Source organism: Pseudozobellia thermophila, from assembly GCF_900141855.1.
Classification (GTDB): domain Bacteria; phylum Bacteroidota; class Bacteroidia; order Flavobacteriales; family Flavobacteriaceae; genus Pseudozobellia; species Pseudozobellia thermophila.
In genome coordinates this window covers 1,131,634-1,156,139 of the sequence record NZ_FQYU01000001.1, presented here as the reverse complement: position 1 = coordinate 1,156,139, position 24,506 = coordinate 1,131,634, and the positions used below count along the sequence as shown (strand labels likewise).

The following is a 24,506-nucleotide window of genomic DNA, read 5'->3' as shown; positions in this document are numbered from 1 at the left end:
CATGTTGTTTTTGAACCTATTTTTAAACATTGCCAAATATTAAGGCGATTTTTTAACAAAACCTCAACACTAATGCATTAATTTATCTTGCGCTTTCTAAACCAGATATCGTTCAAAGACAGGCCTACATTTACCTTAAAATAACTCTCCTCTATCAAATCGGCCGAGGTAGTACCCCTTCTTCCCAGTTCGAAGCCCAGGTTAAGGTTCGATAAATTATTACCTAGCGGAAGACCTAGTCCAAAAGTTATGCCAAAGTTGTTGACCTCCTTTTCGTTAATGACCATTCCGGTCTTTTCGTACCTTGCCCCCGCCCTATAGGTCACCCTACTTAAATAACTGTCGAAAGAGCTTCGGTCAGGTATAAAATACCCCCCTAGGGCCAATCTACTTGCGTCGTCGTAGACCAAGTTGTCTATTTGCAAGAACACGTTGGAGTAATCGGCCAACTGCTGGTAACTGTATTCCAACCCCAGGAACCATTTCATGTTCTCGCCGTAACCTACGCCCAACGTCGTCGTCGTAGGAATGGTGATCCCGGTCTCCTTTAGGCCTTGGGATTCCAAATCTACATCAATGGCCTCCACATCGGCCTGCGTCAACAGCGAGAACGAGCCGATCTGCCTTGTGTTCCTGGCCGAAAGGTTGCCCTGTGTATTAATGCGCAAGGATGTATACAAGGTATGCTTTTCACCCACTTGGGGCGTGTAGTAAACCGCATAGTTCAAATCAATTCCGTCAATTTTTGAGCTACGCTCGTCCTTTATCCCATACTGGACACCCTCCGTACTCTGCACCCTAATGCTTTCAATGGTCCCGAAGCTATAATTGGCCGAAACCCCGATACTGAAGTCCTTGAACAATTCGTAACCCAGGGAAAGATACAGACGGCTCAAGCCACCATCCCCGCTATACTCGTTGATTATCCGCGAACCCTCTGCACCCCGCTCGTCGACAAAATTATAACCGACCGAAGTATACGGCATTACGCCAAAGCCCACGCCGAAGCCCTTTTTCAGGCTAAAACCCAAGGAGAGATAATCCAAATTGGTTACGGCACTGCTCTGTTTGTCGCCAAAACTTTCCAAACGGGTCTCCTTATGCGAAATTCCCGCAGTGTAGGTGGTGATCCCGAAATCTTCCCCGAATCTCACCCCCAACTTGCTATAGGCCGCCGGGTTTTTCAGGTTGACATGGATACTATCGGCGTATACCCCAATACCGCCCATCATTTGGTTCTCTACCGTAGCATTGGCACTGGTTTCACCCAGACCGAAATACGAATATGGGGAAACGGTACCATCTTGGGCATATGAACCCCATGTGGCAAGGCACACTAAAACAAAAACTATTCTTCTGACCATTTAATGCTTGTTGTATTCCAACAGATAGTTCAACCCTTTTAGGAGAAATTTGGAATCCGCAAATATGGTATTTTTTAACCGTTTTGACAAAAATGAAGCGTCACCCCCTGTTAAAATAACTGTTAAATCTCGAAAACGCCCACGGTAATCCCCTATAACACCGTCGATTTCGTGACAGATGCCATTGACGACCCCACTGTGAATACTGTTTTCGGTCGAATTTCCTATCAGGTCAAAGGGGACCTTCGGCGTTAAGAGCGGCAGCTTTGCGGTCTGCGCCTCCAAGGCCTTATAGCGCATATGGAGCCCCGGGGAAATGCCCCCGCCCAAATACTCCCCGTAGTCGTTCACCATATCGTAGGTGATACAGGTGCCCGCATCGACCACCAAAGTGTTTCCCTTGGGGTTGCCATAAAACGCGGCGGTGGCCAAGGCCATTCTATCGACCCCCAAGGTATGGGGGGTGGCATAGGAGTTTTTATAGGGCGTCCGCGACCTTTGCGTGAGCTCATATACTTCGCAGAACACCTTTAAGACCGCAATTACCTTACGGTCGAGTTCACCCACCGCGGAGACTATGCCGTACGAAATTTGCGGATAGTCCTCGCATATTTTTTTCACCTGTCCGGCCAGGTTTTCGCGGTCTCCCTTTTGATAAAAAATAACGGTACCATTATCGAAAACCGCAAGTTTTACCGAAGTGTTTCCCACATCCACTATTAAGTTCATATAACAAAGATCAAAAAAAGAGCTAAGACGATCTACCTTTTTTTTCATAAAATGTTTGGATATCGCAAAATTGAAATTATATTTGCAGCCCCTTATCGGGATGGTGCCTTAGCTCAGTTGGTAGAGCAATGGACTGAAAATCCATGTGTCCCTGGTTCGATTCCTGGAGGCACCACAAAAAATCCTTGCGATTCGTAAGGATTTTTTTGTTTTTTGGAGGTATATTGCATAAAACTCTTGTTTTGAAAGCAATAGACGTTTCAACCCCCATACCTGAGTTAGAATATTTTCTATCGGTCAACTCTTGGCTCAATTCGGGCGAAAAGATCGAATCGGTCGAAGCACCCGGCGAAGGCAACATGAATGTTGTCATCAGGATCAACACGAACCAAAGGTCCTTTATCGCCAAACAATCAAGGCCCTACGTCAACAAATACAGGCAAATCCCGGCCCCATTGGATCGCATAAGCGCCGAAAAGAACTTCTACCAGGCCGTTAGAAAAAACGCCGTAAGCGCCCATATCCCTAAAATTTTGGGGTACGACGCGGCCGAAAAACTCCTTCTTCTCGAAGACCTCGGACACTGCCAAGACATGACGGCCATCTACAACGAAAGGAAGATTTCCGCCGCCCACTTAGATCGCCTTGTCTTTATACTCGGACTCATACATCGGACGGACGTTGACGCCAATTACCCCGACAACCTGCAAATGCGCTTTTTGAACCACAAACACATCTTTGTGATTCCCTTTGCCGAAGACAACGGGCTCGACCTCGACGAAATGCACGAGGGGCTTCAAGAACTTTCCCTTCCATTCAAGACCAATAAGGCAATTAAATCGATAGTCAACGCCATAGGCGAAAAATACCTCATGCCCGGCCAGACCTTGGTACACGGCGATTATTATCCGGGCAGTTGGATGACCGAGGCCGAAAACCTTTACATTATCGACCCCGAATTCGGCTTTGTCGGTTTTCCGGAGTTCGACCTGGGCGTAATGGCCGCCCATATCATTATGGCCACGGGCAAGAAAAGTTATTTGAACAGGATCCACTCCATTTACCAGGGGCATGCCGACAAAAAACTATTGTCGCAGATTGCCGGAATAGAAATTGCGCGACGTATACTCGGCCTGGCGCAGCTCCCTATGGACCGTAGCCTGGAAGAGAAAGGCAAACTTCTAAAAAAGGCGCAAAAACTGATTTTGGGCTTATGACCAGGTTTATCGGATCGGCTTTGCTTTTTCTTCTGTTTTGGTCGTGCCAAGAACCCAAATCGGGAGTCGACATCCCATCGCCCAAGAAACAGGCCTACCCCACATCGAGATCAACCCTAAGCGAAGAGGCGTATTACGACAAAGTCTTGGGAGCCTTGGTCGGTTCGGCCATTGGCGATGCCATGGGGGCCTCGACCGAAATGTGGGACAGAAAGGACATACAGCTCAAATACGGCTACCTGACACACCTGACGCCCGCCGTACGCCCCCGATCCGCCGAAGGTGTTTGGGAAAACAACCTATTGCCCGGAGCCACTACCGACGATACCCGCTGGAAAATGGCCATGGTCAAATACCTAACGCAGAACAAAACCGATTTGAACGCTGAGAAATTTACCGATTTCATCATCGACTATTACGGTTCGCTCACCCGCAGCCTATCCGCCACAAAACACATCCCAAAAACCGATTTTCTCGACGTGCAAATGGAGAAAATCGATTGGATCAAGGAATGGGCCAGGGTTGCGATGGCCTTTAAAAAGGGCAATGAAGAATACCTCATGGCCCTGAACCGATTCTACGGCGGTGAAATGTCTTGTGCCGGCCAGCTCTACACTCCCATGTTCGGCCTTATTACGGAGACTCCCGAAGAAGCCTATAGCCTGGCCTACAAGCACGCCCTGTTCGACATAGGGTATGCCAAGGACATTTCTTCATTGGTGTCGGCCATGACCCAAATGGCCCTACAGACCAAGAACATCGATTCGATTATAGATACGGCCACCTTCATTGACCCCATCGGCTACCAAGACAGTCGACTGGTAGGGCGAATACCGTATTCCATTGCCGAAGCCTCGGTCAAGCACATAATGTCCATCAGGGAATCGGTCCGCACCGATTCATCGGCCCTCAACGACCCCCGTTATCGCCTTCCCGAAAATTTCCCGGGATCCCGGCAAGAATGGATCGAACAGGAAATGGCCTACCAATTCCTGGAAAAAGACCAAAAAGCCATTGCCTTTCACTCGGGCGAGATTTGGCAAATTCTGGTAACCGCCCTCGAATTCGGGGAAGGCGACTTTGAAAAGACCCTTCAGTTTATCGTAAACTACGGTCGCGACAACGATACCGTCGCGGCAGTGGCCGGAATGATCCTCGGCGCGAAGGACGGATATTCGAAGCTGCCCCCGGAACTCTGTGCCCAGGTGCTAAAGGCCAATAAAGACCACATGGGCATCGACCTTCAGGCCTTGGCCAAGGAACTCACGGGTATTGACCAACCGAAGCAAGACCTACCGGATCGCTGACCCCGTGGGCCATATGCCTTATTAGGCCCGCCTTTCCCCAGGGACGCCTACCGCCCCAAACCGAAACCACGGCAGGTCGTTACAGGCCAACGGAACCCTATGAAGCTTTCCAAAACACTATCTTTACAGTTATAAACTTTACCTTTTATGCGATTTCACTTCTTTGCCGCTCTCTTTTTCTGCGTTTTGTCACCCCTTGCCTCGCAAGGGAAAATGGACAAGGCCTTATCAAAATGGAACAAGCAAAGCGTCCCCTACATCCACGTCGACGAACTCAAGGCCCTGACCGATGTATTGCTTTTGGATACCCGGACCCACGGGGAGTTCGAGGTCAGCCACCTTCAAAAGGCCCACTGGGTAGGCCACAAGGAATTCAAGGCCGACTCGGTCGCCCCATTGATCGACGACAAAAGCAGGACGATTATCGTTTACTGCTCGATAGGGGTGCGATCCGAGGATGTAGGCGAAAAATTGTTGCAAGCGGGCTATACGAACGTCAAAAACCTTTACGGAGGTATCTTTGAATGGAAGAACAGAGGGTACCCCATATATGGCGCGGACGGAAAGGAAACAGAAAAAATCCACGCCTTTAACAGGACGTGGGGAAAATTGCTGGAGAAGGGCGAAAAGGTTTACAATGTACCTTCAGATGTAAGGAATCGGTAAAATTGACAACCAATATCGAGTAACAAAAAGGTGCCCATGGCACGTCTTCTTTAAAAAGAACATGTTTAGTATACCACTCCCCAACGAAAACCAAAAAGAAACGCCCACGATCAATTTCACCAATTTGGCCTCCAAAGACCTGCTAATCATTTTTACCCGCAACCCCGAATTGGGCAAATGCAAGACCCGTCTGGCCTCGACCGTAGGTGCCCGGGTCGCCCTGGAGATTTACAATTTCCTGTTGGCCCACACCGTATCGATTACCCAACACCTGAACGTGGCAAAACAGGTCTGGTATTCCGAGGAAATTTGGGAAGACGATGTCTGGAACGGCTTGGTTTACGAAAAGCGACTTCAAGAAGGCCCTAACCTCGGGACCCGCATGGCCAATGCCTTTCAAGCGGGCTTTAAAAGCGGCTACGAACGGATCATAATTATCGGAAGCGACATGTACGACCTTGAAGACAAGGATATAGCGATTGCCTTCGAACAACTAAAAGTCAATAACTTTGTAATAGGCCCGGCCGATGATGGGGGGTACTATCTTTTGGGAATGACACGTTTTAAACCGGAACTTTTTGAACATAAACACTGGGGTCGGGATACGGTACTGAAAGATACCCTCGAGAACCTTAAGAACGAGTCTTATCATATGCTGGATATGCGTAACGATATCGACCTCTATGAAGACATCAAAGACATTGATGTCTTTCAACCTTTTTTAAAACAAATTGAAAAATGACAAAGAAGGAACTGAACGAATCTACCGCCTACCTTCAAAGCAAGGGGTTTGACAAGCCCGAAATAGGCATTGTACTGGGCACCGGCCTCGGCAAACTGGCCGATCAAATCGAAGACCCAATTGTAGCACATTACAACCACATCCCCTTTTTTCCCTTGGCCACGGTCGAGTTCCATTCGGGAAAATTGATCTACGGCACTATAGAAGGCAAAAAGGTAGTGGTCATGCAAGGCCGTTTTCACCTTTACGAAGGCTACGATTTTATCGACGTGACCTACCCCATACGCGTGATGCATCAATTGGGCATAGAGAAGCTTTTTATTTCGAACGCCGCTGGGGCGATCAACCTCGATTTTAAGAAAGGAGACCTTATGCTGATCGAAGACCACATCAACCTTCAAGGCGGATCGCCCCTGGCCTTTAAAAGTGTCGGCGAATACGGCGAGCGCTTTGCCGACATGGCCGAACCCTACGATGTCGATATGCGGCAAAAGCTTGTTGCCATCGCCAAAAACGAGAACATAACCCTAAGGCAGGGGGTCTATGCCTCGGTGGTAGGCCCACAGTTGGAGACCAAGGCCGAATACCGTATGCTGGGGATCCTCGGCGCCGACGCCGTAGGTATGAGCACGGTTCCCGAAGTTATTGTGGCCAACCACTTAAACCTGCCCATCGTTGCCGTATCGGTACTGACCGACGAATGCGACCCTGACAACCTTAAACCCGTCAACGTCGAGGAAATTATCGAAGTAGCCAACAAGGCGGAGCCCAAAATGGTCAAACTTTTCAAGGAACTAATCAAAAAAATATGAGCTACCTAGAAGCTACCAAAGACCTGTACAAAGAAGCTGCCATCACCCCCGATGTAGGACTTTGCTGCACGACAACCCCCGTTTGGCAATTTCCGGGACTGTCGATTCCGAAGATCATGCAAGAGATGAATTACGGGTGCGGCAGTACCGTTTCGCCCCAAGACCTCATCAACGACCCCAAGGTACTCTATGTCGGTGTCGGGGGAGGAATGGAGCTGCTGCAGTTTTCTTATTTTTCACGCCAGGAAGGCGGGGTTACGGGAGTCGACGTGGTCGATGAAATGCTGGAAGCCTCCCGAAAGAACCTTAAAATGGCCGAAGCGGAAAACGATTGGTTCGACAGCAAATTCGTCAACTTGGTAAAGGGTGACGCCCTTAAGCTTCCCGTTGCCGACGAAAGTATCGATGTGGCCGCCCAAAATTGCCTTTTCAATATTTTCAAGACAGACGACCTCAAAAAAGCGGTAGCGGAAATGTACCGCATACTTAAGCCCCATGGCCGACTGGTCATGAGCGATCCCATTTGCGAGCAGCCGATGAACGACGCCCTTCGCAACGACGACCGATTGCGCGCGCTATGTCTTAGCGGCAGCATCCCCTTAAAAGACTATATAAAAGTTTTGACCGATGCAGGCTTCGGTACGATAGAGGTCAGGGCCAGAAGGTCATATCGCGTACTTTCGCCCAATCACTACCCCACCGACGAGCCCATTTTTATCGAATCGATAGAAATTGCCGCCATCAAAGACCCGATGCCCAACGACGGCCCTTGCGTATTTACGGGAAAAACCGCCATTTACTACGGCGACGAAGCCTACTTCGACGACCAAAAAGGGCACGTACTGGTGCAAAACCAACCTATGGCCGTTTGCGACAAAACCGCCGCGGCCTTGGCCAAGGCCAACGACCAGATCCATATCAGCGAGAGCACATGGCACTATAACGGTGGCGGATGCTGCTAATCCAGACCTATGAAGCGGCATACGATCAGCATCATCATCCCCGTGCTCAACGAAGAGGAACACCTCGGAACATTGCTTGATTTCTTGGACACGCATCGTTCATCGCCCGCTATCGAGGAAATAATCGTGGTCGATGGGGGAAGCTCCGACCGAACAGTTCCCCTGGCCTTAAAACACGGGGTCGAAGTATTGCATTCTACCAAGGGCAGGGCCAGGCAGATGAACCGGGGGGCCCGGAAGGCCAAGGGAACGATCCTGTATTTTCTGCATGCCGATACCCGGCCGCCCGCGAATTTCGACCTCGAGATCTTGCAAGCGGCAACCGAGGGATTCGAGGCAGGCTGCTTTCGAATGCGGTTTGACTCAAACAACCTTATCCTGTCCTTTTTCTCATGGTTTACACGCTTCAACCACCTCATTTGCAGGGGCGGCGACCAGTCACTGTTCGTAAGCCGCCGCCTGTTTGATGCGACCGGTGGCTTTAACGAGAAGTATATTATCTATGAGGATACCGAATTTATTGGCCGTTTGTACGAACGATGTGATTTTAAGGTAATCCCCAACTACGTAACGACTTCGGCCAGAAAATACCATGAAATAGGGACGGCACGATTGCAGTACCATTTTGGGGTCATCCACCTTAAAAGCCTATTTGGGGCCAGCCCCGACCAATTATACCGGTACTATAAAAGGAAAATACGGATCTAGGACTACTTTTCGTAATCGCGGAGAACCCCTTCCGAAATCCATTTGGCCAAAGCCTGCCGGTTGTCGGGATCCAAAATACGGCGCTGGTCTTTTTTGCTCCTTATATTCCCTATTTCGATAAAGGTCATGGCCGGATGCGTTTTTTTGACCATATAGAGCGATGATCTATCCTCAAAGGTTCCCGAATACACCCGGTTGGGTTGAAATTTTTTATACTTTTCCTGAAAGGTCTTATGAATGCTTTCGGCGAGTTTCTTACCGTTCTTGCTCTTTTCGTGATGGTAGAAGAACACATCGATATTTTGTCCCCGGCTACGACTATCGACATGGGTAACGATCAGACGCTGGTACTTGCCCCGATGCTTTCTATACAACCGGTTTACAATATCGACCCTTTGTTTTAGCCGTGCCACTTGATTGAGGGGTATGGTCTTATCGGGATAGGCCACTTCGTCGTGATCGATCTTTAAGATCCGTTCGTCTCGGATCCCATCGTTTTCATCGCGAATGATTATATACACCATCGCACCGTGCGAGATCAATTCCTTGGCCAACCTCAGCGTAATATCATAGGCATATTCATCTTCGGCTATCTTTTGGCCTGCATAAGTGGCCATGGCCCCGGGATCGGGCCCGCCGTGTCCGGATACCAAATAATAGACATTTCCCTTCAGGCGCTCGCTCTTAGGTATTACGGTGGCGTGTTTCTTGCCAAAAATGGCATAGTCGACACCCTTTACCTCCTTGATCTGGCGGCTTTTCCCCTGAAGGGTTTGTACCACCTCGACCGTATCCACCTTGGGAATAATATATTTGCGACCTGCATATAAATGGATGCTGTCGCGGAGGTTATCGGCGTTCATCGCTATAAAATCGTCGTAATGGTCATAAGGGTTGACCCCCTGTTTTCGCAGCAGGGATAGTATACCGTCGCCCTTCTCCGCCACCACTACCTTCAACGAGTCTTGGCCATAGGCCGCCGTCACCGTCTTCACCAAAAGGGCGCCCATAAAAAAAAGAGTAAGGTATTTTTTAAAAAAACGGCTCATTCGCAACACATGAATGCTTGTCAAAACTCAAAAATAATGCCTAAAACAATTCTTATCGCACAAAATTAAAGAACCCGTCTACCAATAAGGCACCGCCGTCAAAAATTAGTTAACTATTTCTTCAACAATTTGATAAATTTAAATCGTTGGGCCAAAGACCAAGAAAACCGAAGGGTTAAGTTGGGCCCTATCCATTTTCCAATTGTATAAAATTTGACTTTTTTACGACCTATAGGCTAAAATATAGACTTTATGAACAAACACCTTATACTTCCCGCCTTAACAATACTATTGCTAGTTACAGCCTGTAAGACCGAGAAGAAAGAAATGAAAAAGGCCCCTGTCACCACGGCCACGGCAAGCCCAAAAGACAGTACCCCCGCCCAATCGGAACAACTGATCAAAAATGCGATCGCCGCCCACGGGGGTGCATTGTACGATATGGCCCACTACGGATTTACCTTTAGAAAAAAGCACTACACCTTCAACAACAAGAACGGCAAGTTTGTTTACACCGCAGAGGAAACCAAGGACGGAAAGACCCTAAAAGACGTACTGGAAAACGGGCGATTGACCCGTTACCTCAACGGAACCGCGGTGGAGCTTTCCGAAAAAGATGTGGCCAAGTACACCGAGGCCCTCAATTCGGTAATCTACTTCGCCACCCTGCCCCATAAACTAAAGGACAAATCGGTAATCAGCACCTATTTGGGCAAAACACAGATCAAGGGCCAACCATACGATATGGTAGAAGTCCGCTTTCGACCGGAAGGCGGTGGGGTAGACCACGACGACGTGTTTTTATATTGGTTCCATGGCCAAACCGCCACCATGGACTATCTTGCCTATAAATACAATACCAATGGAGGAGGGGTCCGGTTTCGAAGCGCCTACAACCCCCGGACCATAGATGGCGTGCGGTTTCAAGACTACGTCAACTATAAGGCAGAGGTGGGCACCCCCTTGAAACAACTCCCGGAACTGTTTGAAAAGGGCGCCTTGACAGAGCTGTCGCGAATAGAAACCGAAGATGTGGTAAATTTGAAAAAACACTAGAGCTATGGCCGTAATGGAGGTTATTAAAATGGGAAACCCGGTACTGCGCGAGAAATGTCTCCCTGTCGCCCCCGACGAAATAGGGTCCCAAGATTTTCAGGACTTTATCGACGACCTCATCGAAACCATGCAAGAAGAGGACGGGGCCGGAATTGCCGCACCCCAGGTGGGCCTCTTAAAACGACTGTTCGTTATCGAGATGGACAGCAACCCACGGTATCCCGACCAACAAAACTTTCCACTTACGGTAGTCATCAATCCGAGAATCAGAAGGCTATCGGAAGAAACGACCGATAGCTGGGAAGGCTGTTTGTCCATTCCGGGTATCCGAGGCAGACTAAAGCGCTATCAACATGTTGAACTGAGCGGACTCGATAGGTATGGCGAAAAACTCCAAATGGTGTTGGACGGTTTTCCGGCCATTGTGGCCCAACACGAACTGGACCATCTCGACGGGATTCTTTTTATCGACCGAATGGACGACTTGAAAACCCTGAGCTTTGAAAGTGAATTTGGAAAGCACGGGGACGGCTAGCGACGGCTCAAAAGTATTGCCCGATGCCAAAGACCAGCCCCCTCGAGGCATCCTTTGTTATACCGTGCCCGTAGTCGACCCTGAAAATGGCGTTAAAAATGCGCTTGTGCATTAACCGAAATCCGACCCCGGGATAAATCCGAAGGTTGCCCTCGTCGGTGAAATCGTTAAAGTCGCCCCCCGGATTGCGCCAAGACCCTGCATCGATGAAGACGTTTCCCTGAACGACCAACCAATTGCCCTCGACAAGGGTATGCCTGTATTCGGTATTCAAGACCAAGGTCCCCGTTCCCCTGTCGATGGTATTTCCAACACCCCGGATATTAACGTTGTTGTCTACCGTAAACGGGGCGAACGGCGTTTTGATATTGCTGGCCAGCCCCAAGCGCAGGCGACTGGCCCAATTTCCTTTGTCGCCCATCCTCCTGTAATAGACAAAGTCGTTGAAGCCAATTAAGAATTCGGGGAGATTGTGGTCGGAACTTCCGACATATTGAAAATTGAGCGCACTTCGAAACCCCTGCAAGTACTGATAGAAGTAGGTGATATCCTCATACCGGTATATCAACTTGAACAAGTGTTTGTCTACACTCAGCTGTTGCGGTACCGTCGGACTGGTAGCCCCCGAAAGGTAGTTGTAGTTTTCGGTAAAGATACTCCCCCCCAGTTCGATGCGATTTCTAAAATCCAACTCATAAAGCCCCATAAGTTCGACTCCCCGGTTGTTGTAGCGGTAATCGGCCGTACTCGAGTCGAAAAAAACCGGTTCTTGGGTGGTAAAGTTGTTATGGGTCAGGGCAAGTCCGAAACGATTGCTGAACAAATAGGGTGCCCGCACACCTATGCCGTAGGAATTGAACACGTCGTATTGGTAAAAAGCGCCCAAGGTAATGTTCCGGCCCAAGAGGTTGAACTCTTGGAGGCCGACCCGAAAGGCAAAGGCGTCGTTGGAAGAGGAAAATAGGTTCGCAAAGGGGATGAGCGTAAAGTTTTCGGTAATTTCATAAATAACGGTGTAGCCCTCCCCAGGGGATGACATGACCTTAAAAGCCGCGTGGGAAACCGACGGCAGGCGTATCAACCGCGTTACATCCCTGGCCATTAGAGTTGAATCCAAGGGCATTCCCGGCGACACCCTTAAAAGCTTTTTCACAAATGCCGGATGGCTTCTCGAAACACCGCGCACTTCGACTGCGTTTACGATGTTCTCCTGCGCCTGGGCAAACGTGCAGCATAGAAGAATATAAAAAAGAAAGGGCCTAAAAACCATGAACCGAGATCTCAATGGATTAAAAATACGTTATTACCGTGGCAATCACCTTGAACGTACGGTTCAAAACGCTTATTTGGCCCTAAAATCGATTTCCGAATAGAGGTTGACCCAGTTATCGGCACTGACAGCCAGTAAGGTAAAGGTATAGGCGCTGCTGGATTTTAGGGCGGACGGCGGTTGTTCGGTAATGTTCAAGACCACATTGTCCAAATTGTAGAACTGGAACCTGTTCTCCAAGGTATAGGTACCCGAAAGCAGGTTTCCCTGGGCATCGGAGACCACCTGAAAATATATTTCGGAGTCGGTATATGTTCCATCGTCCCAGGTAAAGACAGGACTGCCCGGCTCTCCGTCATCGACATATACGTTTTGGGGCAGGTACTCCGTTGGACGGGTCTCGTGCTTTAAGCGAATCGGGTTCGACAAATGAACCTTGCCTGCTTCCTCGAAAGTGACAATAACCCATTTTTCTTCAAAAGCGGCCACTTCGAACTTCTTGAGGTATCCGTTAAAAACATCGGTGGCCGAAAGGTCGATTCGGTAATAATTTTCGAAATCGTCCTTATCGACATCGGCACTTTCCGTTTCGTAGTACTTCACGTTCGAGGCTCCGTCCCTTTGATAGAAGAACACACTTACCAAACCATCGTCCTCGTTACTGGCGGCACAGGCGATCACATTACCGGCAACCTGTTCCTCTCCGTCCAATGCCTCGTCCAAGGTCAGGTCGTGATGGTACATGTCGGTCGAACATCCCAGCATGGGACCTATTAGGAGTATAAGAATATATAATCTTCGCATATCAATACTTGCTATAAAAATCTTTAATGACCTCTTGCGCAGGCTTGTTCTGCGGTGTAAAGCGATTGTCTTGGGCGCCGCCCGATTCTTTATGGTCGATAAACCATTTCCACACATAGCCCCCCGCAAACCAGTCTTCGCCCCAAAACTCTTCAAAAATGGCCTGGGTGGCATTCCTTTGCCCCAGCAGGTTGACAGGCTTGTCGTGCCGGTCGACCAACCACGGTTTCCAAGCCGTTTGGTCTGTGCTCCTATATCCAAATTCGGTGAACAGCACGGGCCTATTGTTCTTTCGGGAAAGTTCCTCGATATGGGGTTTGTGTTTTTTCCAGCCCTCCCTACATTGTTCAACGGTCGGGGTCTGGTGCTCGCATAGCGGAAAATAGGCATCGATTCCAATATAATCGAGCTCCTTCCAAAAAGGGCTGCGTGTATATTCGTCCCAATTGGCGGCATAGGTGAGCTTTCCTTGATAGACATCCCTGACCTTGGCAATAAGGCCCTGCCAAAAATCCGGCCTGGCATTGACAAACTTTCCCAGTTCGGTACCTATGCAAAAAATATCGACGCGGGTTTCGTTTGCCAGTTCGGCATAGTTGAGGATAAATTTTTCATAGGATGTCTCCAGCCTTTTCCAATCTTCTTCGCTCTTCATCGCAAGGCTTCCCGTAAAAATCCCCTTCCATATCCAAATTTGGGGTTTGAGCATTACCCTTATGCCGTTTTGGTGCAACAGTTCTATATACTGCTTGGCCCCCTTACTGGTTTCCCCGTGCCATTGCCTTTCGGTATCGAAGATTATTTCCGGCACCTCGGGGTCGCGAACAAAACCAAAGGGCATGACCGCGGCGTGGTTGGCATGGATGTTCTTGACCTCCTGCACATGTTCCTGAGCCACCGCTTTTCGCGAAGCTACAAAGCTTACCCCGTTTATCTTTTCCTGAACCTGACTGTTGCAAGAATATTGTAAAAGGATAAGAAGGCAAAGTCCGATCCATTTCATACACCGATTTTTTCGGCTTCTAAAATACGGTATTTATTGCTATTCGCTCAAAAGAGCACCCTTAGGCCCAGACTGAAGGTCTCGCCCAGCCCCTGAAAGTTACTGCCGCGCACAAAATTGTTATACGAAAGCTCAATGTTGAGGGCATCGGTCAGTTGGTATTTGCCCCCAAGGCCCAGGGCCGTATAATTTTGTGAAAAATTATTGCCAGTGGCGTCGGGATTGTCGTATCCGATAAAGAACGACTGTTGCCCACTCACGAACACGGTCGACCTGAACGAAGGAAAATAGCTTAAAAAAACGCTCAGGGGAACGACCATGCTCTGGTTGGCAAATCGCTCTCCGATATTTTCGGTAAGGGGATTGGCATTTGCCCTCTTTTCCCCGAAATTGAACCCGAGATCGACCTCGGTAAACAGTTGCCATTTATTGGCTCCGAACGTCCGGTCGTAAAAGAACTTGGTTTCCCAAAAAAGGCTCCGCTTATCGAGGTAGGGCGCATTGGGCACATCCTCAAAGACCGGAAAAAACAAGGAACTGGTAAACGAAAAGTTGCCGACATTGGCAAAGGGCTGTATCCGTATCGACGGGGCCAAGGTAGTCAGTCCGCTACGGGCATCGACCTGGTTGTCTTCAAAATTAAAGGCCCTCCATGCCTTTGCCCCGTTATAGGTGTTGGCCCTGACCTGAAAGACAAGGCCTACATTTATCCGTGAAGTTGCACTTATGCCCGTATAGACTTCGGTGGTATTGGTAAAAAAAGTCTGCCTGGGTATATCTACGGCCTTGCTCCCGCCCTCTGTCTGGCGGGTCTGCGTATACAGGCTGTTGAAAAACTTTATATCCCATTGGCCGGGCCCCAGCAGTTTCGAAGGGGTGTAGGTCTGCACGTTACTGCTCCGACCCGACTGTACGGCAGTGTCTTGGGCGAGGCCCAGGTAAGCGGTCAAGATAAAAATCACTGGGGCAAGCACCAAGGTTATCGATCTCATATTGTTCTATTTAGTGTTTTCGATCAGGGCTTCCATTCGTTCAGCGACCAGTCGTAGGCATAGTAGCCAATCTTGGCGTCGTCAGGAATTTTTTCAAGCCTATACGCATTAATAAAATCGGACAGGGGGCCGTTTTTTGTAAAGTCCTCCCCATACCACTCGAAGATCTGTGAAACCTTTACCCTGTTCTTGCCTACCCGGACGAACAAGGGGTCGTTGATGGCCTTTTTCGTCTGCCTCTCCAACTGTTCGTCCAATTGGTCGGGCCTATAGGCCTCGGCAATGATGGGCGGACACCCCAAACCGGCACATACCAAAACGAAATGAAACCTGGGTTCATCGGGGAAAAAGCCCCTGAGCAATCGGTTTTCAATTTCATCGAGGCTAATATCCTTTCCTCCAATGGCATATTTGCGCTTATCGAAAAAACCCTCAATGTCCAAGGGCGATTTGACCGGATAATTCTCGACAATGCCCTTGATGGCCGACAAATTATAGGCGTTGATCCAAAAGGCCTGAAATTCTGCTACGTTATGATGGGGAATGCGTAGGTCGTCGGCCATTTGTAGCAATTCGTTCAATTCGGCACCATCCGCTTTGATAGTCCGGTAATCGACCCTTCCTCCTCTAACATGGGTCTTAAAAAACGCGTCGGCCTTATCGAAAAACCTTTCCGAGGTTTGGGTATAGGCGTGGCCGCCCATGACAATGGAAGCCAAAAAAAGAAAAACCGATTGTTTCATGCAGGGACTTATATAGATTTAGGTCGCGGCAAAACACATGGGCTTACGATCGAGGCGGATGAGGGAAATTTTGCCTCCATGGCATCCTCAACCACCCACTGCCGACCTTTGGCATTTAGGGCAACCCAAACGACTTGGCGGGAACGCCCCGCCCCCAAATTATCGCAACCTTATCATTATCAATCACAAATAAAGCCTTAACTTATCACAAATCCATAACAAAAAACGAACATTTGTATTCTTATTTAAATTCCTTCCAAATAACCCTTCTTCGTAAGTCGTCTTGAAAAAAGGCGACCTAAACCCCGATAGAAACATTAAGGCAGTATGGAAAAAATAGTAATCATTGGAAACGGAATTGCGGGAGTGACCGCAGCGCGCCATATCAGAAAACTTTCCGATAAGCAGATTACCATTATCTCGGCCGAGACCGACTATTTTTTTTCAAGAACGGCCTTGATGTACGTTTATATGGGCCATATGAAGTTCGAGAACATCAAACCCTACGAGGATGGCTTTTGGAAAAAGAACAGAATCGACTTGATCCAGGATTATGTGACCCACGTCGACCATCAAAACCAAAAGCTGAAACTCAAAAAGGGTCCGGATGTCACCTATGACAAATTGATATTGGCAACGGGCTCGAAACCCAACAAGTTCGGGTGGCCGGGCCAGGACTTACAGGGCGTGCAGGGCCTGGTCTCCAAGCAAGACCTGGACGCCCTTGAGGAAAATGCCCCGAACAATACGGTTTGTAAGCATGCCGTGGTCGTCGGTGGGGGTCTTATCGGCATCGAACTCTGCGAAATGCTTCGAAGCCGCGATATTCCCGTAACCTTTTTGGTACGCGAAAAAAGCTTTTGGAACGGAGTGCTGCCCGATGGTGAGTCGGAAATGCTCAACGAGCATATCCTTGAGCATCACATCGATTTGCGCCTGGGTACCAATCTCGATGAGATCCTGCCCGATGAAAACGGACGGGTACGCGCCGTAACCATCAAGGAAACCGGTGAAGAAATCGCCTGTAACCTTGTCGGACTTACCGCTGGGGTAACCCCGAATATCGATTTCCTCAAAGACTCGGGCATAGCCCTTGGCCGGGGGGTGAAGGTCAACCGTTTTCTCGAGACCAACGTCGAAAACGTCTATGCCATCGGGGACTGTGCCGAACAGCACGAGGCCATTGGCAACCGCCGGCCGATCGAGGCGGTGTGGTATACGGGCCGTATGATGGGCGAGACCGTCGCCCAGACGATCTGCGGCAACAGGCGGGAATACAAACCGGGACATTGGTTCAATTCAGCGAAATTTCTCGATATCGAATACCAGACCTACGGTTGGGTCTTCAGTTCAAGACATAGAAAAGGGTATGAAGCCCATTTTCATTGGAGGCACGCCACTGAAAAAATATGCCTTACGGTGGCCTATCACAAAGAATCGGGAAAGTTTTTGGGCATCAACACCTTCGGTATACGCATGCGCCATGAAGTCTTCGATCGTTGGCTGACCGAAGAACGACATGCCGATTACGTAATGGAACATCTAAAGGACGCCAATTTCGACCCTGAATTCTATAAACGATACGAATCCGAGATCCTGACCCAATACAATGCCGAATTGAACAAGGCCATACGGCCCAGGAAAAAAAGCTGGAAACGAATTTTAAGTCCCAAGGCCTGACCGAACCCTAAAAGACATACATCTACCAACACCTAGAGAAGATGAGTACATACAACAGAAGCATGGCCCTTACGGGCGAACCGCCAAAAGCCCTAAACTTTCACCAAAAACTGGCCACCCTATTGGGAATTTCCGGCCTTGCGATACTTTGCCTTGCCGCCTTCAACGTCGATTTTGCCAATAAGACCCTTTGGCTGGCCATATCCCTTATGGCCCTCTTCGGCGGAATCACCTGGTTTACCATCGCCGCTTATGCCCACAAACCCAAAGGCATTAAAAACGATGGCGTTATGTTCAAGTCGATCTCGAGCCGGGGGTTTTGGGGCTGGGTAGCAGGGGTCGCCCTTACGGCCTTTTATATCGTACTCTACTTCTATCCGCAGTATTTGGGCCTCGCCAAGGAGGGTGACAATACCGGGGTTATCGCCCTTTTCGACCCCTTGAGCAAATTGTTGAGCGGCAACCCCGCCAGCCAATGGTTCGTCTACGGAACCCTATATACCGTGGCCATTTTGGCCTTCGGAATCAAGTTCATCTGGAAGTACCGTCACAACAACTACGAGAAAATACGCACCGTAAGCGTTATGTTCTTCCAGACTTCCTTTGCCTTTTTGATTCCCGAGTTCATGGCCCGCTTGAACAGCGACACCTTTTCGCTTCCGTATTACGACTTAAAAAATATATGGCCCCTAAACTACTACAACTTCGAACGCTATCGCGTCAACAGCCTTATCGATGCGGGCGACATCGGCCTGGCCTTGCTTATTTTCGGCATCCTGTCCATATTTGTAATTACCCCCATACTCACCTATAAATACGGGAAGCGCTGGTACTGTTCGTGGGTCTGCGGCTGTGGCGGCCTGGCGGAAACTGCCGGCGATTCCTTTCGCCAGCTAAGCGACAAAAGTCTCTTTGCCTGGAAGGTCGAACGTTGGGTCGTGCACAGCGTGGTCGTTTTTGTGACCCTTATGACGACCGCCGTAATCTATTCGTTCCTGGGCAACGACACCAGCAAGTATTGGCTGACAAAAACTTCCTTCCTCATCGGCGTGGCCGTCATACTGACCGCTGTCTTTGCATGGGTCATGATCTACAAACGCGAACAATTGCAGAGGGATGCCAAATATGGGGCAATCGGTTATTTTGTGGTCATAATGGCCTTGATCGCATTCCATTTTTTCAGCGGGGAGGGCAATGTCTTCCTTTTTAAGGCCGAGACACTCAGAAAAACCTATGCCTTTTTGATCGGGAGTATTTTCTCGGGAGTTATCGGTACGGGATTCTATCCCATTTTCGGCAACCGGGTCTGGTGCCGGTTCGGGTGCCCCATGGCCGCCATACTGGGCTTTCAACAACGCCTGTTCTCCAAATTCAGGATCACCACCAATGGCGGACAGTGTATCTCATGTGGAAATTGCAGTACCTACTGTGAAATGGGAATCGACGTTCGCGCCTATGCCCAAAAAGGGGAGAACATTGTTCGGTCAAGTTGTGTCGGATGTGGCATCTGTTCGGCCGTATGCCCCCGTGGTGTCCTCAAATTGGAAAACGGCCCGCTTGAAGGCAGGATCGACAGTAAGGACGTTTTGTTGGGCAACGATGTCGATTTGATGAAACTGGTGAACCAGAAATAAGCCCATGCTACCCCAACTGTCGTACTTATGGCTATTCCTACCTATCTTTATGGCCGCGTCGGAACAGGTAGGCAGGTACCACAAGACGTATTACCCCAACGGAAACCTTAAAGCGGAAGGATGGGTCCAGAACGGGGACAAAACAGACTATTGGAAGTTTTACCACTTGAACGGCACCTTGTCGGAAGAAGGCCATTTTGCACAGAACGAAAGAAACGGGTACTGGCATTTCTATAACAGCTCTGGCACCAAAGAAAAAGAAGGGCACTACAACAAAGGCCTAAAAACCAAATGGTGGCTGTTTTACGATCGGTATGGGAACATTGCCCATAAGTGCCAATTGAAGAACGACAAAAAACATGGCTATTGTCTCAAATACCGGAACCAAAAACTAACTTCGGCCGAAAAATATGAAAACGGCAAAAAGATCAATGAATGGTTTAGTTTTGCCAGTTTTAGACGAGACAATGCCTTAACCGACCTAGAATAATGCGCAAACCCACCTTTTTACTTTTAATTTTTATACACCTAACCACCTTCGCCCAAAGCGAACTGAATTACCCCAAGGTGAAATACGGCCCTTCGTCGATCCGGGCCAATTGGGTAAGCCATCCCGAAACTTCGGCAGGGGAAGACCAAGTCGTTCTCTTTAGAAACACCTTCGAGGTTCAAGATCCCGCCCAAGACTTTATCATCAACCTATCGGCCGACAACCATTATTTTCTTTACGTCAATGGAAGGTTTTTCACGCATGGCCCCCAACTGAGCGACATACGCCATTGGAAATACGAAACCTTGAACCTGAAAACCTACCTGCGCAAAGGGAAAAACACCGTGGCCGTAAAGGTGGTCAACTTTGGCAAGAGAAGGTTTTACGGCATGCAATCGATCTACACCGGCCTCTTGGTCAACGGCATCACCGACAATGCAAAAAAACTAAGCACCCAAGGGTCGGGCGACAACTGGAAATGCCATTTGGACCCCAGTTACCACGCCATTGAGGTACATTGGCGCGGAGGCGGACCCAAATCGATCGTCGGCGGGTTCTACGCCAACAACCCTACCGATTTTGTCGATATGAACCACTATCCCACATCGTGGGAGCAACCGGATTTTGACGACTCCGCTTGGCAAGGGACGGCCTTTTTTGAAGGGCCGAGCAGCATGGGCGGATCCATGGCCTACCTGCTCGAACCCCGTAACCTGCCCCTACTTACCTGGGAAGACGAAGCCATCAAAACTATTGTGCGGCATAACAACATCGAAGCTTCCGACTTTCCTTTATCGGGCCCCTTATCGGTGGCCCCGAACACGAAGGCGACCTTTCTTATCGACCAGACCTATGTGACCAACGGATTCCCCGAATTGGTTTTCTCCAAGGGAAGGGACTCCTCCATAAAAATAAAATACGCCGAAAACCTTTTTGGGCCCGATAACGAAAAAGGCGACCGTAACGATATAGCGGGCAAAAGGCTTTTGGGATACTACGACCATATCGTTTCAAACGGGCTCGACTCACAAAAGTTCATCCCCAACTGGATGCGGACTTTCAGGTTCATCGAATTTGAGATAACCACCGCCGATGAAGCATTGACCCTCGAATCGTTCAAAAATTATCGATCAAGATCGCGCATACCCTCGGTAGCCCAGTTTACGTCGGATAACGACACCTACAATGCCATTTTCGACATTTGTAAAAGAACCGTCGATATCTGTACCCAAGATTACTTTTTGAGCGATGCCTATTACGAGACCATGCAATACGTAGGCGACACCAAGATCCATTCCCTGGTATGGCAGGCCATGAGCGGAAACCCCGACCACACCGAAAACGCCATACGTCAATTTCACCATTCAAGGGATGCCGAAGGCAACATCCTGGGCGCCTACCCCCTTAGGTCTACCTTCATTTACCCGACCTACTCGCTCGTTTGGGTAGATATGATCTACGACCATTTCAAACTGACGGGCGACAGCGACCTTATCCATACCTACAAAGATGGTATCGTTCATACGCTTTCGGGCTTTGAAAAGAACATGAACGCGCTCAACCTGGTCGACGAAACCCCTTACCGTTATTTTGTCGACTGGTATACCGGGCCCAACAACGGGGGAGGCACCGCCACCAACAACAACGGAAAGAATTCCGCCGTGGTCAGCCTGCATTACGTCCATGCCTTGCAGAGCGCGGCAAAAGTATTCGAGGCCATCGGCGAATCCCATACCGCCGAATACTACCAAAACAGGGCCGACGAAATCAAAAAATCGGTTTATGAACTTTGCTTCGACCCTACCCGAAACCTTTTTGCCGAGCGCCCCGACAAGACCGTCTTTGACCAACACACCAACATTATGGCCGTACTCACCGACGCCATAGCCGAAAGCGAACAAAAGGCGCTGTTGTCGAAAATATTGAACGACCCCAAATTGTTGCAGGCCACCTACTACTATCGCTATTACCTTTTCGAGGCCATAAAAAAGGTAAGGGCCCCTGAACTTTTCGCCTTGGCGCAATCGCCCTGGAAAAAAATGATCGACGACCATATGACGACCACCCTTGAGCGCTTCGAAAGCAAGGAAAAACCGACCCGCTCCGAAGTACACCCTTGGAGCGCATCGCCCGCCCTGTTCTATTTTGATTACCTGGCCGGTATAGCATCGGCGGCCAACAACTTTGAAAAGGTACGAATCGAACCTGTTTTCGGCGAACTCGAATACATGGAAGGCCTACGCCCCACCGCCCAGGGAACTATCGAGTTTACGATGAAGAGATCGGGACGAAGGCTCGTCGCCGAGATAAAAATACCCGCGAAGATGTCGGGCAAACTTATATGGAACGGCTCCGGCATTCCGCTAAAGCAAGGTAAACACACGTACCGCCTAAAATAATTATGGCTATGGCTGAACAAGACATCAAGGTCATCATCCCCGCCTTCAACGAGGCCGATTCCATAGCTTCGGTGATTGCCGAAATCCCGAAATCGGTATCGGAAATCATCGTGGTGAACAATAATTCTACCGACAAGACCGCCGAAAATGCGGCCATAGCCGGAGCTACGGTACTAACAGAGAACAGAATGGGCTACGGCTACGCCTGCCTAAAGGGAATGGACTATATTTCGAAACAATCCAAAGCACCCGATATTATCGTATTTGTTGACGGGGACTATTCCGACTACCCCGAGGAACTGAACCAAATAGTGGCCCCCATCATTGACGAAGGCTTTGACCTTGTCATTGGGGCACGGGTAAAGCGACTTAGGGAGGAAGGAAGTATGACGCCACAGCAAATTTTTGGCAATTGGCTGGCCACATTCTTGATGAAAGTGCTTTTTGGGGCAACATTTACCGACTTGGGACCGTTTAGGGCTATACGGTACGATAAGTTGTTGGCACTGGGAATGGAGGACAAAACCTATGGTTGGACCGTGGAAATGCAGCTAAAAGCCTTGAAGAAAAAAATGCAATATACCGAAGTACCAGTGCGTTACAAAAAAAGAATAGGTGTCTCGAAGGTATCAGGAACGGTAAAAGGTAGTATATTTGCAGGCATAAAAATATTAGGTTGGATTTTCAAATACAGCATAAAATAATATGGGATTATTGATCTCTTATATCATCTTAGCCATTTACAGTATAGCGCTATTATTGATATTTTTTTACAGTTTGGCCCAGTTAAACCTTCTGGTCAACTATCTAGGCTATAAAAGGCGAAACCAAACCGCCCCGAAATTCAATCTACTCGACCCCAAGGAAATTCCCTTCGTTACCATTCAGCTTCCGGTCTACAACGAGAAGTACGTAATGGAACGCCTGTTGGAGAACATTGCCAAAATCGAGTACCCCAAGAGCAAGTTGGAAATACAGGTACTCGACGATTCTACCGACGACTCGGTCATTGAGACCGCTGCACGGGTTAAGGCCTTACAAAAAACGGGACTTGACATCAAACACATCCGCAGAAAAAACCGAAAAGGTTTCAAGGCCGGGGCCCTAAAAGAAGGCCTGGAGATTGCAAAAGGCGAGTTTATCGCTATTTTCGACGCCGATTTCATGCCTTCGAGCGATTGGCTGAAAAAAACCGTTATCTATTTCAAAGACCCCGAAATCGGGGTGGTACAGACCCGTTGGGGCCATATCAACCGCGAGTATTCGACCCTTACCCGCATACAGGCATTTGCCTTGGACGCCCATTTTACCTTGGAACAAGTGGGTAGAAACGCCAAAGGCCATTTTATCAACTTCAACGGTACGGCGGGCATATGGCGCAAGCAATGCATCATCGATGCCGGAAACTGGGAGGGCGACACCCTGACCGAAGACCTCGACCTAAGCTACAGGGCGCAATTGAAAAACTGGAAGTTCAAATACCTGGAAGATGTGGAGACCCCCGCGGAACTTCCCGTCGTCATCAGTGCCGCACGGTCGCAACAGTTCCGTTGGAACAAGGGCGGGGCCGAAAACTTCAGAAAAACCGTTTGGAGTGTCATAACCGCGAAGAACATTTCGCTGAAGACCAAATTTCACGGGGTAATGCACCTGTTGAACAGTTCGATGTTCCTCTGCGTTTTCCTCGTTTCGATCCTGAGCATTCCGGCCATGTACATCAAGGCGATCTACCCCCAATTCGACATCGTGTTCAATTTACTGAGCTTCTTTGTTCTCAGTACCATCATCCTGTTCGTGTGCTATTGGTTTACCTATAAGAGCATACAGGGAAGCAGCTTCGACAACTTTGTCGACTACATCAAGCTCTTCTTTACCTTCTTTTCGGTGGCATTGGGCTTTTCACTGCACAATTCGATCGCCGTACTCGAAGGCCATATGGGCAAAAGGAGCGAATTTGTACGGACCCCCAAATTCAACCTCAAGAACATTACCGACACATGGAAGGGCAACAAGTACCTGACCAACAAGCTTTCGCCCAACATGATATTCGAGGCGCTGCTGATGCTCTATTTCCTGTTCGGTATGTACAGTGCCATTCCCTTGAACGACTTTGGCCTGTTCCCCTTTCACTTTATGCTGTTCCTCGGCTTTGGCTTTGTCTTTACCAAGTCGTTGACCTCAAGGGCCTAGTTGGGGCAGTCATCGGCCCTTATCTTACTTATATTTAGGCGGCTTCGGTATGGGATACGGCATTCACCCTACCATCGATACGACAACGAAAAAAGGATCGCAACCTCCTGGCAGCAAAGTTCCGATGCTTTAAAACGGGATATCGCCGGTGGCA

The 24,506-nt window shown here is 49.0% G+C and carries 23 protein-coding genes and 1 tRNA gene; 16 read left to right on the top strand and 8 right to left on the bottom strand.

Going from position 1 to position 24,506, the window contains the following annotated elements; genetic code table 11:
• Positions 1-77 precede the first annotated feature (77 nt).
• Positions 78-1,364, bottom strand: a complete 1,287-nt coding sequence (locus BUB37_RS04845) for a BamG family beta-barrel-assembly machinery protein (RefSeq protein ID WP_072989312.1) — start codon at positions 1,362-1,364, stop codon at positions 78-80.
• Positions 1,365-2,093, bottom strand: a complete 729-nt coding sequence (locus BUB37_RS04840; protein ID WP_072989860.1) for a type III pantothenate kinase — start codon at positions 2,091-2,093, stop codon at positions 1,365-1,367.
• Positions 2,094-2,195: 102 nt separating this feature from the next.
• Here BUB37_RS04840 and BUB37_RS04835 point away from each other — a divergent pair.
• The 8 genes from BUB37_RS04835 to BUB37_RS04800 all read left to right on the top strand — a co-directional run bounded on the left by BUB37_RS04835 (position 2,196) and on the right by BUB37_RS04800 (position 8,507).
• Positions 2,196-2,268, top strand: a tRNA-Phe gene (locus BUB37_RS04835).
• Between the two features lie 67 nt (positions 2,269-2,335).
• Positions 2,336-3,310 carry a phosphotransferase gene (locus BUB37_RS04830; RefSeq protein WP_072989857.1) on the top strand — a complete coding sequence of 325 codons (975 nt, stop codon included), beginning with the start codon at positions 2,336-2,338 and terminating at the stop codon, positions 3,308-3,310.
• Positions 3,307-4,617 carry an ADP-ribosylglycohydrolase family protein gene (locus tag BUB37_RS04825; RefSeq protein ID WP_072989308.1) on the top strand — a complete coding sequence of 437 codons (1,311 nt, stop codon included), beginning with the start codon at positions 3,307-3,309 and terminating at the stop codon, positions 4,615-4,617. Before BUB37_RS04830 ends, BUB37_RS04825 begins: the two co-directional genes overlap by 4 nt.
• A gap of 147 nt (positions 4,618-4,764) precedes the next feature.
• Positions 4,765-5,283: a rhodanese-like domain-containing protein gene (locus BUB37_RS04820; RefSeq protein ID WP_072989304.1), complete on the top strand. Its 519-nt coding sequence runs from the start codon at positions 4,765-4,767 to the stop codon at positions 5,281-5,283.
• 61 nt (positions 5,284-5,344) lie between these two features.
• On the top strand, positions 5,345-6,025 hold the full coding sequence (locus BUB37_RS04815; protein ID WP_094766529.1) for a TIGR04282 family arsenosugar biosynthesis glycosyltransferase: 681 nt from the start codon (positions 5,345-5,347) through the stop codon (positions 6,023-6,025).
• Complete coding sequence (locus tag BUB37_RS04810) at positions 6,022-6,837, top strand: purine-nucleoside phosphorylase (RefSeq protein WP_072989301.1); 816 nt, start codon at positions 6,022-6,024, stop codon at positions 6,835-6,837. The genes BUB37_RS04815 and BUB37_RS04810 overlap by 4 nt, the downstream gene beginning before the upstream one ends.
• Positions 6,834-7,799: an arsenosugar biosynthesis arsenite methyltransferase ArsM gene (gene arsM / locus BUB37_RS04805; protein ID WP_072989297.1), complete on the top strand. Its 966-nt coding sequence runs from the start codon at positions 6,834-6,836 to the stop codon at positions 7,797-7,799. Before BUB37_RS04810 ends, arsM begins: the two co-directional genes overlap by 4 nt.
• A gap of 9 nt (positions 7,800-7,808) precedes the next feature.
• Positions 7,809-8,507 carry a TIGR04283 family arsenosugar biosynthesis glycosyltransferase gene (locus tag BUB37_RS04800; RefSeq protein WP_072989293.1) on the top strand — a complete coding sequence of 233 codons (699 nt, stop codon included), beginning with the start codon at positions 7,809-7,811 and terminating at the stop codon, positions 8,505-8,507.
• 2 nt (positions 8,508-8,509) lie between these two features.
• On the opposite strand, the gene BUB37_RS04795 is transcribed toward BUB37_RS04800, so the two are convergent.
• The gene (locus BUB37_RS04795) at positions 8,510-9,517 is read right to left on the bottom strand and encodes an N-acetylmuramoyl-L-alanine amidase family protein (protein WP_072989852.1); all 1,008 of its coding nucleotides are present in this window, start codon (positions 9,515-9,517) and stop codon (positions 8,510-8,512) included.
• Positions 9,518-9,808: 291 nt separating this feature from the next.
• On the opposite strand from BUB37_RS04795, the gene BUB37_RS04790 reads away from it, so the two are divergent.
• Entirely contained in the window at positions 9,809-10,612 is an 804-nt protein-coding gene (locus BUB37_RS04790; protein ID WP_072989290.1) for a DUF6503 family protein, read from the top strand.
• 4 nt (positions 10,613-10,616) lie between these two features.
• Positions 10,617-11,147 carry a peptide deformylase gene (def, locus tag BUB37_RS04785; RefSeq protein WP_072989286.1) on the top strand — a complete coding sequence of 177 codons (531 nt, stop codon included), beginning with the start codon at positions 10,617-10,619 and terminating at the stop codon, positions 11,145-11,147.
• 7 nt (positions 11,148-11,154) lie between these two features.
• Here the strand turns inward: def and BUB37_RS04780 are convergent, their stop codons facing one another.
• From BUB37_RS04780 to BUB37_RS04760, 5 genes are read right to left on the bottom strand one after another with little or no spacing between them, the layout of a single operon-like run.
• A complete protein-coding gene (locus BUB37_RS04780) occupies positions 11,155-12,432 on the bottom strand; it encodes a BamA/TamA family outer membrane protein (protein WP_244526731.1) in 1,278 nt (425 codons plus the stop codon).
• Positions 12,433-12,489: 57 nt separating this feature from the next.
• Positions 12,490-13,221, bottom strand: a complete 732-nt coding sequence (locus BUB37_RS04775; protein WP_244526730.1) for a hypothetical protein — start codon at positions 13,219-13,221, stop codon at positions 12,490-12,492.
• Between the two features lies 1 nt (position 13,222).
• Entirely contained in the window at positions 13,223-14,224 is a 1,002-nt protein-coding gene (locus tag BUB37_RS04770) for a glycoside hydrolase family 113 (RefSeq protein WP_072989279.1), read from the bottom strand.
• A gap of 47 nt (positions 14,225-14,271) precedes the next feature.
• On the bottom strand, positions 14,272-15,216 hold the full coding sequence (locus BUB37_RS04765; RefSeq protein ID WP_072989274.1) for a hypothetical protein: 945 nt from the start codon (positions 15,214-15,216) through the stop codon (positions 14,272-14,274).
• Positions 15,217-15,239: 23 nt separating this feature from the next.
• Positions 15,240-15,959, bottom strand: coding sequence for a DUF547 domain-containing protein (locus tag BUB37_RS04760; protein ID WP_072989271.1), 720 nt, complete (start codon positions 15,957-15,959; stop codon positions 15,240-15,242).
• Between the two features lie 327 nt (positions 15,960-16,286).
• Here BUB37_RS04760 and BUB37_RS04755 point away from each other — a divergent pair, with 327 nt between their 5' ends.
• Genes BUB37_RS04755 through BUB37_RS04730 form a run of 6 tightly spaced genes read left to right on the top strand, consistent with a single transcriptional unit; the run spans position 16,287 to position 24,352 of the window.
• A complete protein-coding gene (locus BUB37_RS04755; RefSeq protein ID WP_072989267.1) occupies positions 16,287-17,639 on the top strand; it encodes an NAD(P)/FAD-dependent oxidoreductase in 1,353 nt (450 codons plus the stop codon).
• A 41-nt stretch (positions 17,640-17,680) separates the two neighbouring features.
• Entirely contained in the window at positions 17,681-19,273 is a 1,593-nt protein-coding gene (locus tag BUB37_RS04750; RefSeq protein WP_072989263.1) for a 4Fe-4S binding protein, read from the top strand.
• 4 nt (positions 19,274-19,277) lie between these two features.
• Complete coding sequence (locus BUB37_RS04745; RefSeq protein ID WP_072989259.1) at positions 19,278-19,763, top strand: toxin-antitoxin system YwqK family antitoxin; 486 nt, start codon at positions 19,278-19,280, stop codon at positions 19,761-19,763.
• A complete protein-coding gene (locus tag BUB37_RS04740; RefSeq protein ID WP_072989254.1) occupies positions 19,763-22,162 on the top strand; it encodes an alpha-L-rhamnosidase-related protein in 2,400 nt (799 codons plus the stop codon). The genes BUB37_RS04745 and BUB37_RS04740 overlap by 1 nt, the downstream gene beginning before the upstream one ends.
• An 8-nt stretch (positions 22,163-22,170) precedes the next feature.
• Positions 22,171-22,866, top strand: a complete 696-nt coding sequence (locus BUB37_RS04735) for a glycosyltransferase family 2 protein (RefSeq protein ID WP_072989251.1) — start codon at positions 22,171-22,173, stop codon at positions 22,864-22,866.
• Position 22,867: 1 nt separating this feature from the next.
• Entirely contained in the window at positions 22,868-24,352 is a 1,485-nt protein-coding gene (locus tag BUB37_RS04730; protein WP_072989248.1) for a cellulose synthase family protein, read from the top strand.
• Positions 24,353-24,506 lie beyond the last annotated feature (154 nt).

What these genes read in the sequence shown, in the direction of transcription:
- BUB37_RS04845 (WP_072989312.1), bottom strand. Translation starts at nt 1,364, where the DNA reads ATGGTCAGAAGAATAGTTTTTGTTTTAGTGTGCCTTGCCACATGGGGT.
- BUB37_RS04840 (WP_072989860.1), bottom strand. Translation starts at nt 2,093, where the DNA reads ATGAACTTAATAGTGGATGTGGGAAACACTTCGGTAAAACTTGCGGTT.
- BUB37_RS04825 (WP_072989308.1), top strand. Translation starts at nt 3,307, where the DNA reads ATGACCAGGTTTATCGGATCGGCTTTGCTTTTTCTTCTGTTTTGGTCG.
- BUB37_RS04820 (WP_072989304.1), top strand. Translation starts at nt 4,765, where the DNA reads ATGCGATTTCACTTCTTTGCCGCTCTCTTTTTCTGCGTTTTGTCACCC.
- BUB37_RS04815 (WP_094766529.1), top strand. Translation starts at nt 5,345, where the DNA reads ATGTTTAGTATACCACTCCCCAACGAAAACCAAAAAGAAACGCCCACG.
- BUB37_RS04810 (WP_072989301.1), top strand. Translation starts at nt 6,022, where the DNA reads ATGACAAAGAAGGAACTGAACGAATCTACCGCCTACCTTCAAAGCAAG.
- arsM (WP_072989297.1), top strand. Translation starts at nt 6,834, where the DNA reads ATGAGCTACCTAGAAGCTACCAAAGACCTGTACAAAGAAGCTGCCATC.
- BUB37_RS04800 (WP_072989293.1), top strand. Translation starts at nt 7,809, where the DNA reads ATGAAGCGGCATACGATCAGCATCATCATCCCCGTGCTCAACGAAGAG.
- BUB37_RS04795 (WP_072989852.1), bottom strand. Translation starts at nt 9,517, where the DNA reads ATGGGCGCCCTTTTGGTGAAGACGGTGACGGCGGCCTATGGCCAAGAC.
- BUB37_RS04790 (WP_072989290.1), top strand. Translation starts at nt 9,809, where the DNA reads ATGAACAAACACCTTATACTTCCCGCCTTAACAATACTATTGCTAGTT.
- def (WP_072989286.1), top strand. Translation starts at nt 10,617, where the DNA reads ATGGCCGTAATGGAGGTTATTAAAATGGGAAACCCGGTACTGCGCGAG.
- BUB37_RS04775 (WP_244526730.1), bottom strand. Translation starts at nt 13,221, where the DNA reads ATGCGAAGATTATATATTCTTATACTCCTAATAGGTCCCATGCTGGGA.
- BUB37_RS04770 (WP_072989279.1), bottom strand. Translation starts at nt 14,224, where the DNA reads ATGAAATGGATCGGACTTTGCCTTCTTATCCTTTTACAATATTCTTGC.
- BUB37_RS04765 (WP_072989274.1), bottom strand. Translation starts at nt 15,216, where the DNA reads ATGAGATCGATAACCTTGGTGCTTGCCCCAGTGATTTTTATCTTGACC.
- BUB37_RS04760 (WP_072989271.1), bottom strand. Translation starts at nt 15,959, where the DNA reads ATGAAACAATCGGTTTTTCTTTTTTTGGCTTCCATTGTCATGGGCGGC.
- BUB37_RS04755 (WP_072989267.1), top strand. Translation starts at nt 16,287, where the DNA reads ATGGAAAAAATAGTAATCATTGGAAACGGAATTGCGGGAGTGACCGCA.
- BUB37_RS04750 (WP_072989263.1), top strand. Translation starts at nt 17,681, where the DNA reads ATGAGTACATACAACAGAAGCATGGCCCTTACGGGCGAACCGCCAAAA.
- BUB37_RS04745 (WP_072989259.1), top strand. Translation starts at nt 19,278, where the DNA reads ATGCTACCCCAACTGTCGTACTTATGGCTATTCCTACCTATCTTTATG.
- BUB37_RS04740 (WP_072989254.1), top strand. Translation starts at nt 19,763, where the DNA reads ATGCGCAAACCCACCTTTTTACTTTTAATTTTTATACACCTAACCACC.
- BUB37_RS04735 (WP_072989251.1), top strand. Translation starts at nt 22,171, where the DNA reads ATGGCTGAACAAGACATCAAGGTCATCATCCCCGCCTTCAACGAGGCC.
- BUB37_RS04730 (WP_072989248.1), top strand. Translation starts at nt 22,868, where the DNA reads ATGGGATTATTGATCTCTTATATCATCTTAGCCATTTACAGTATAGCG.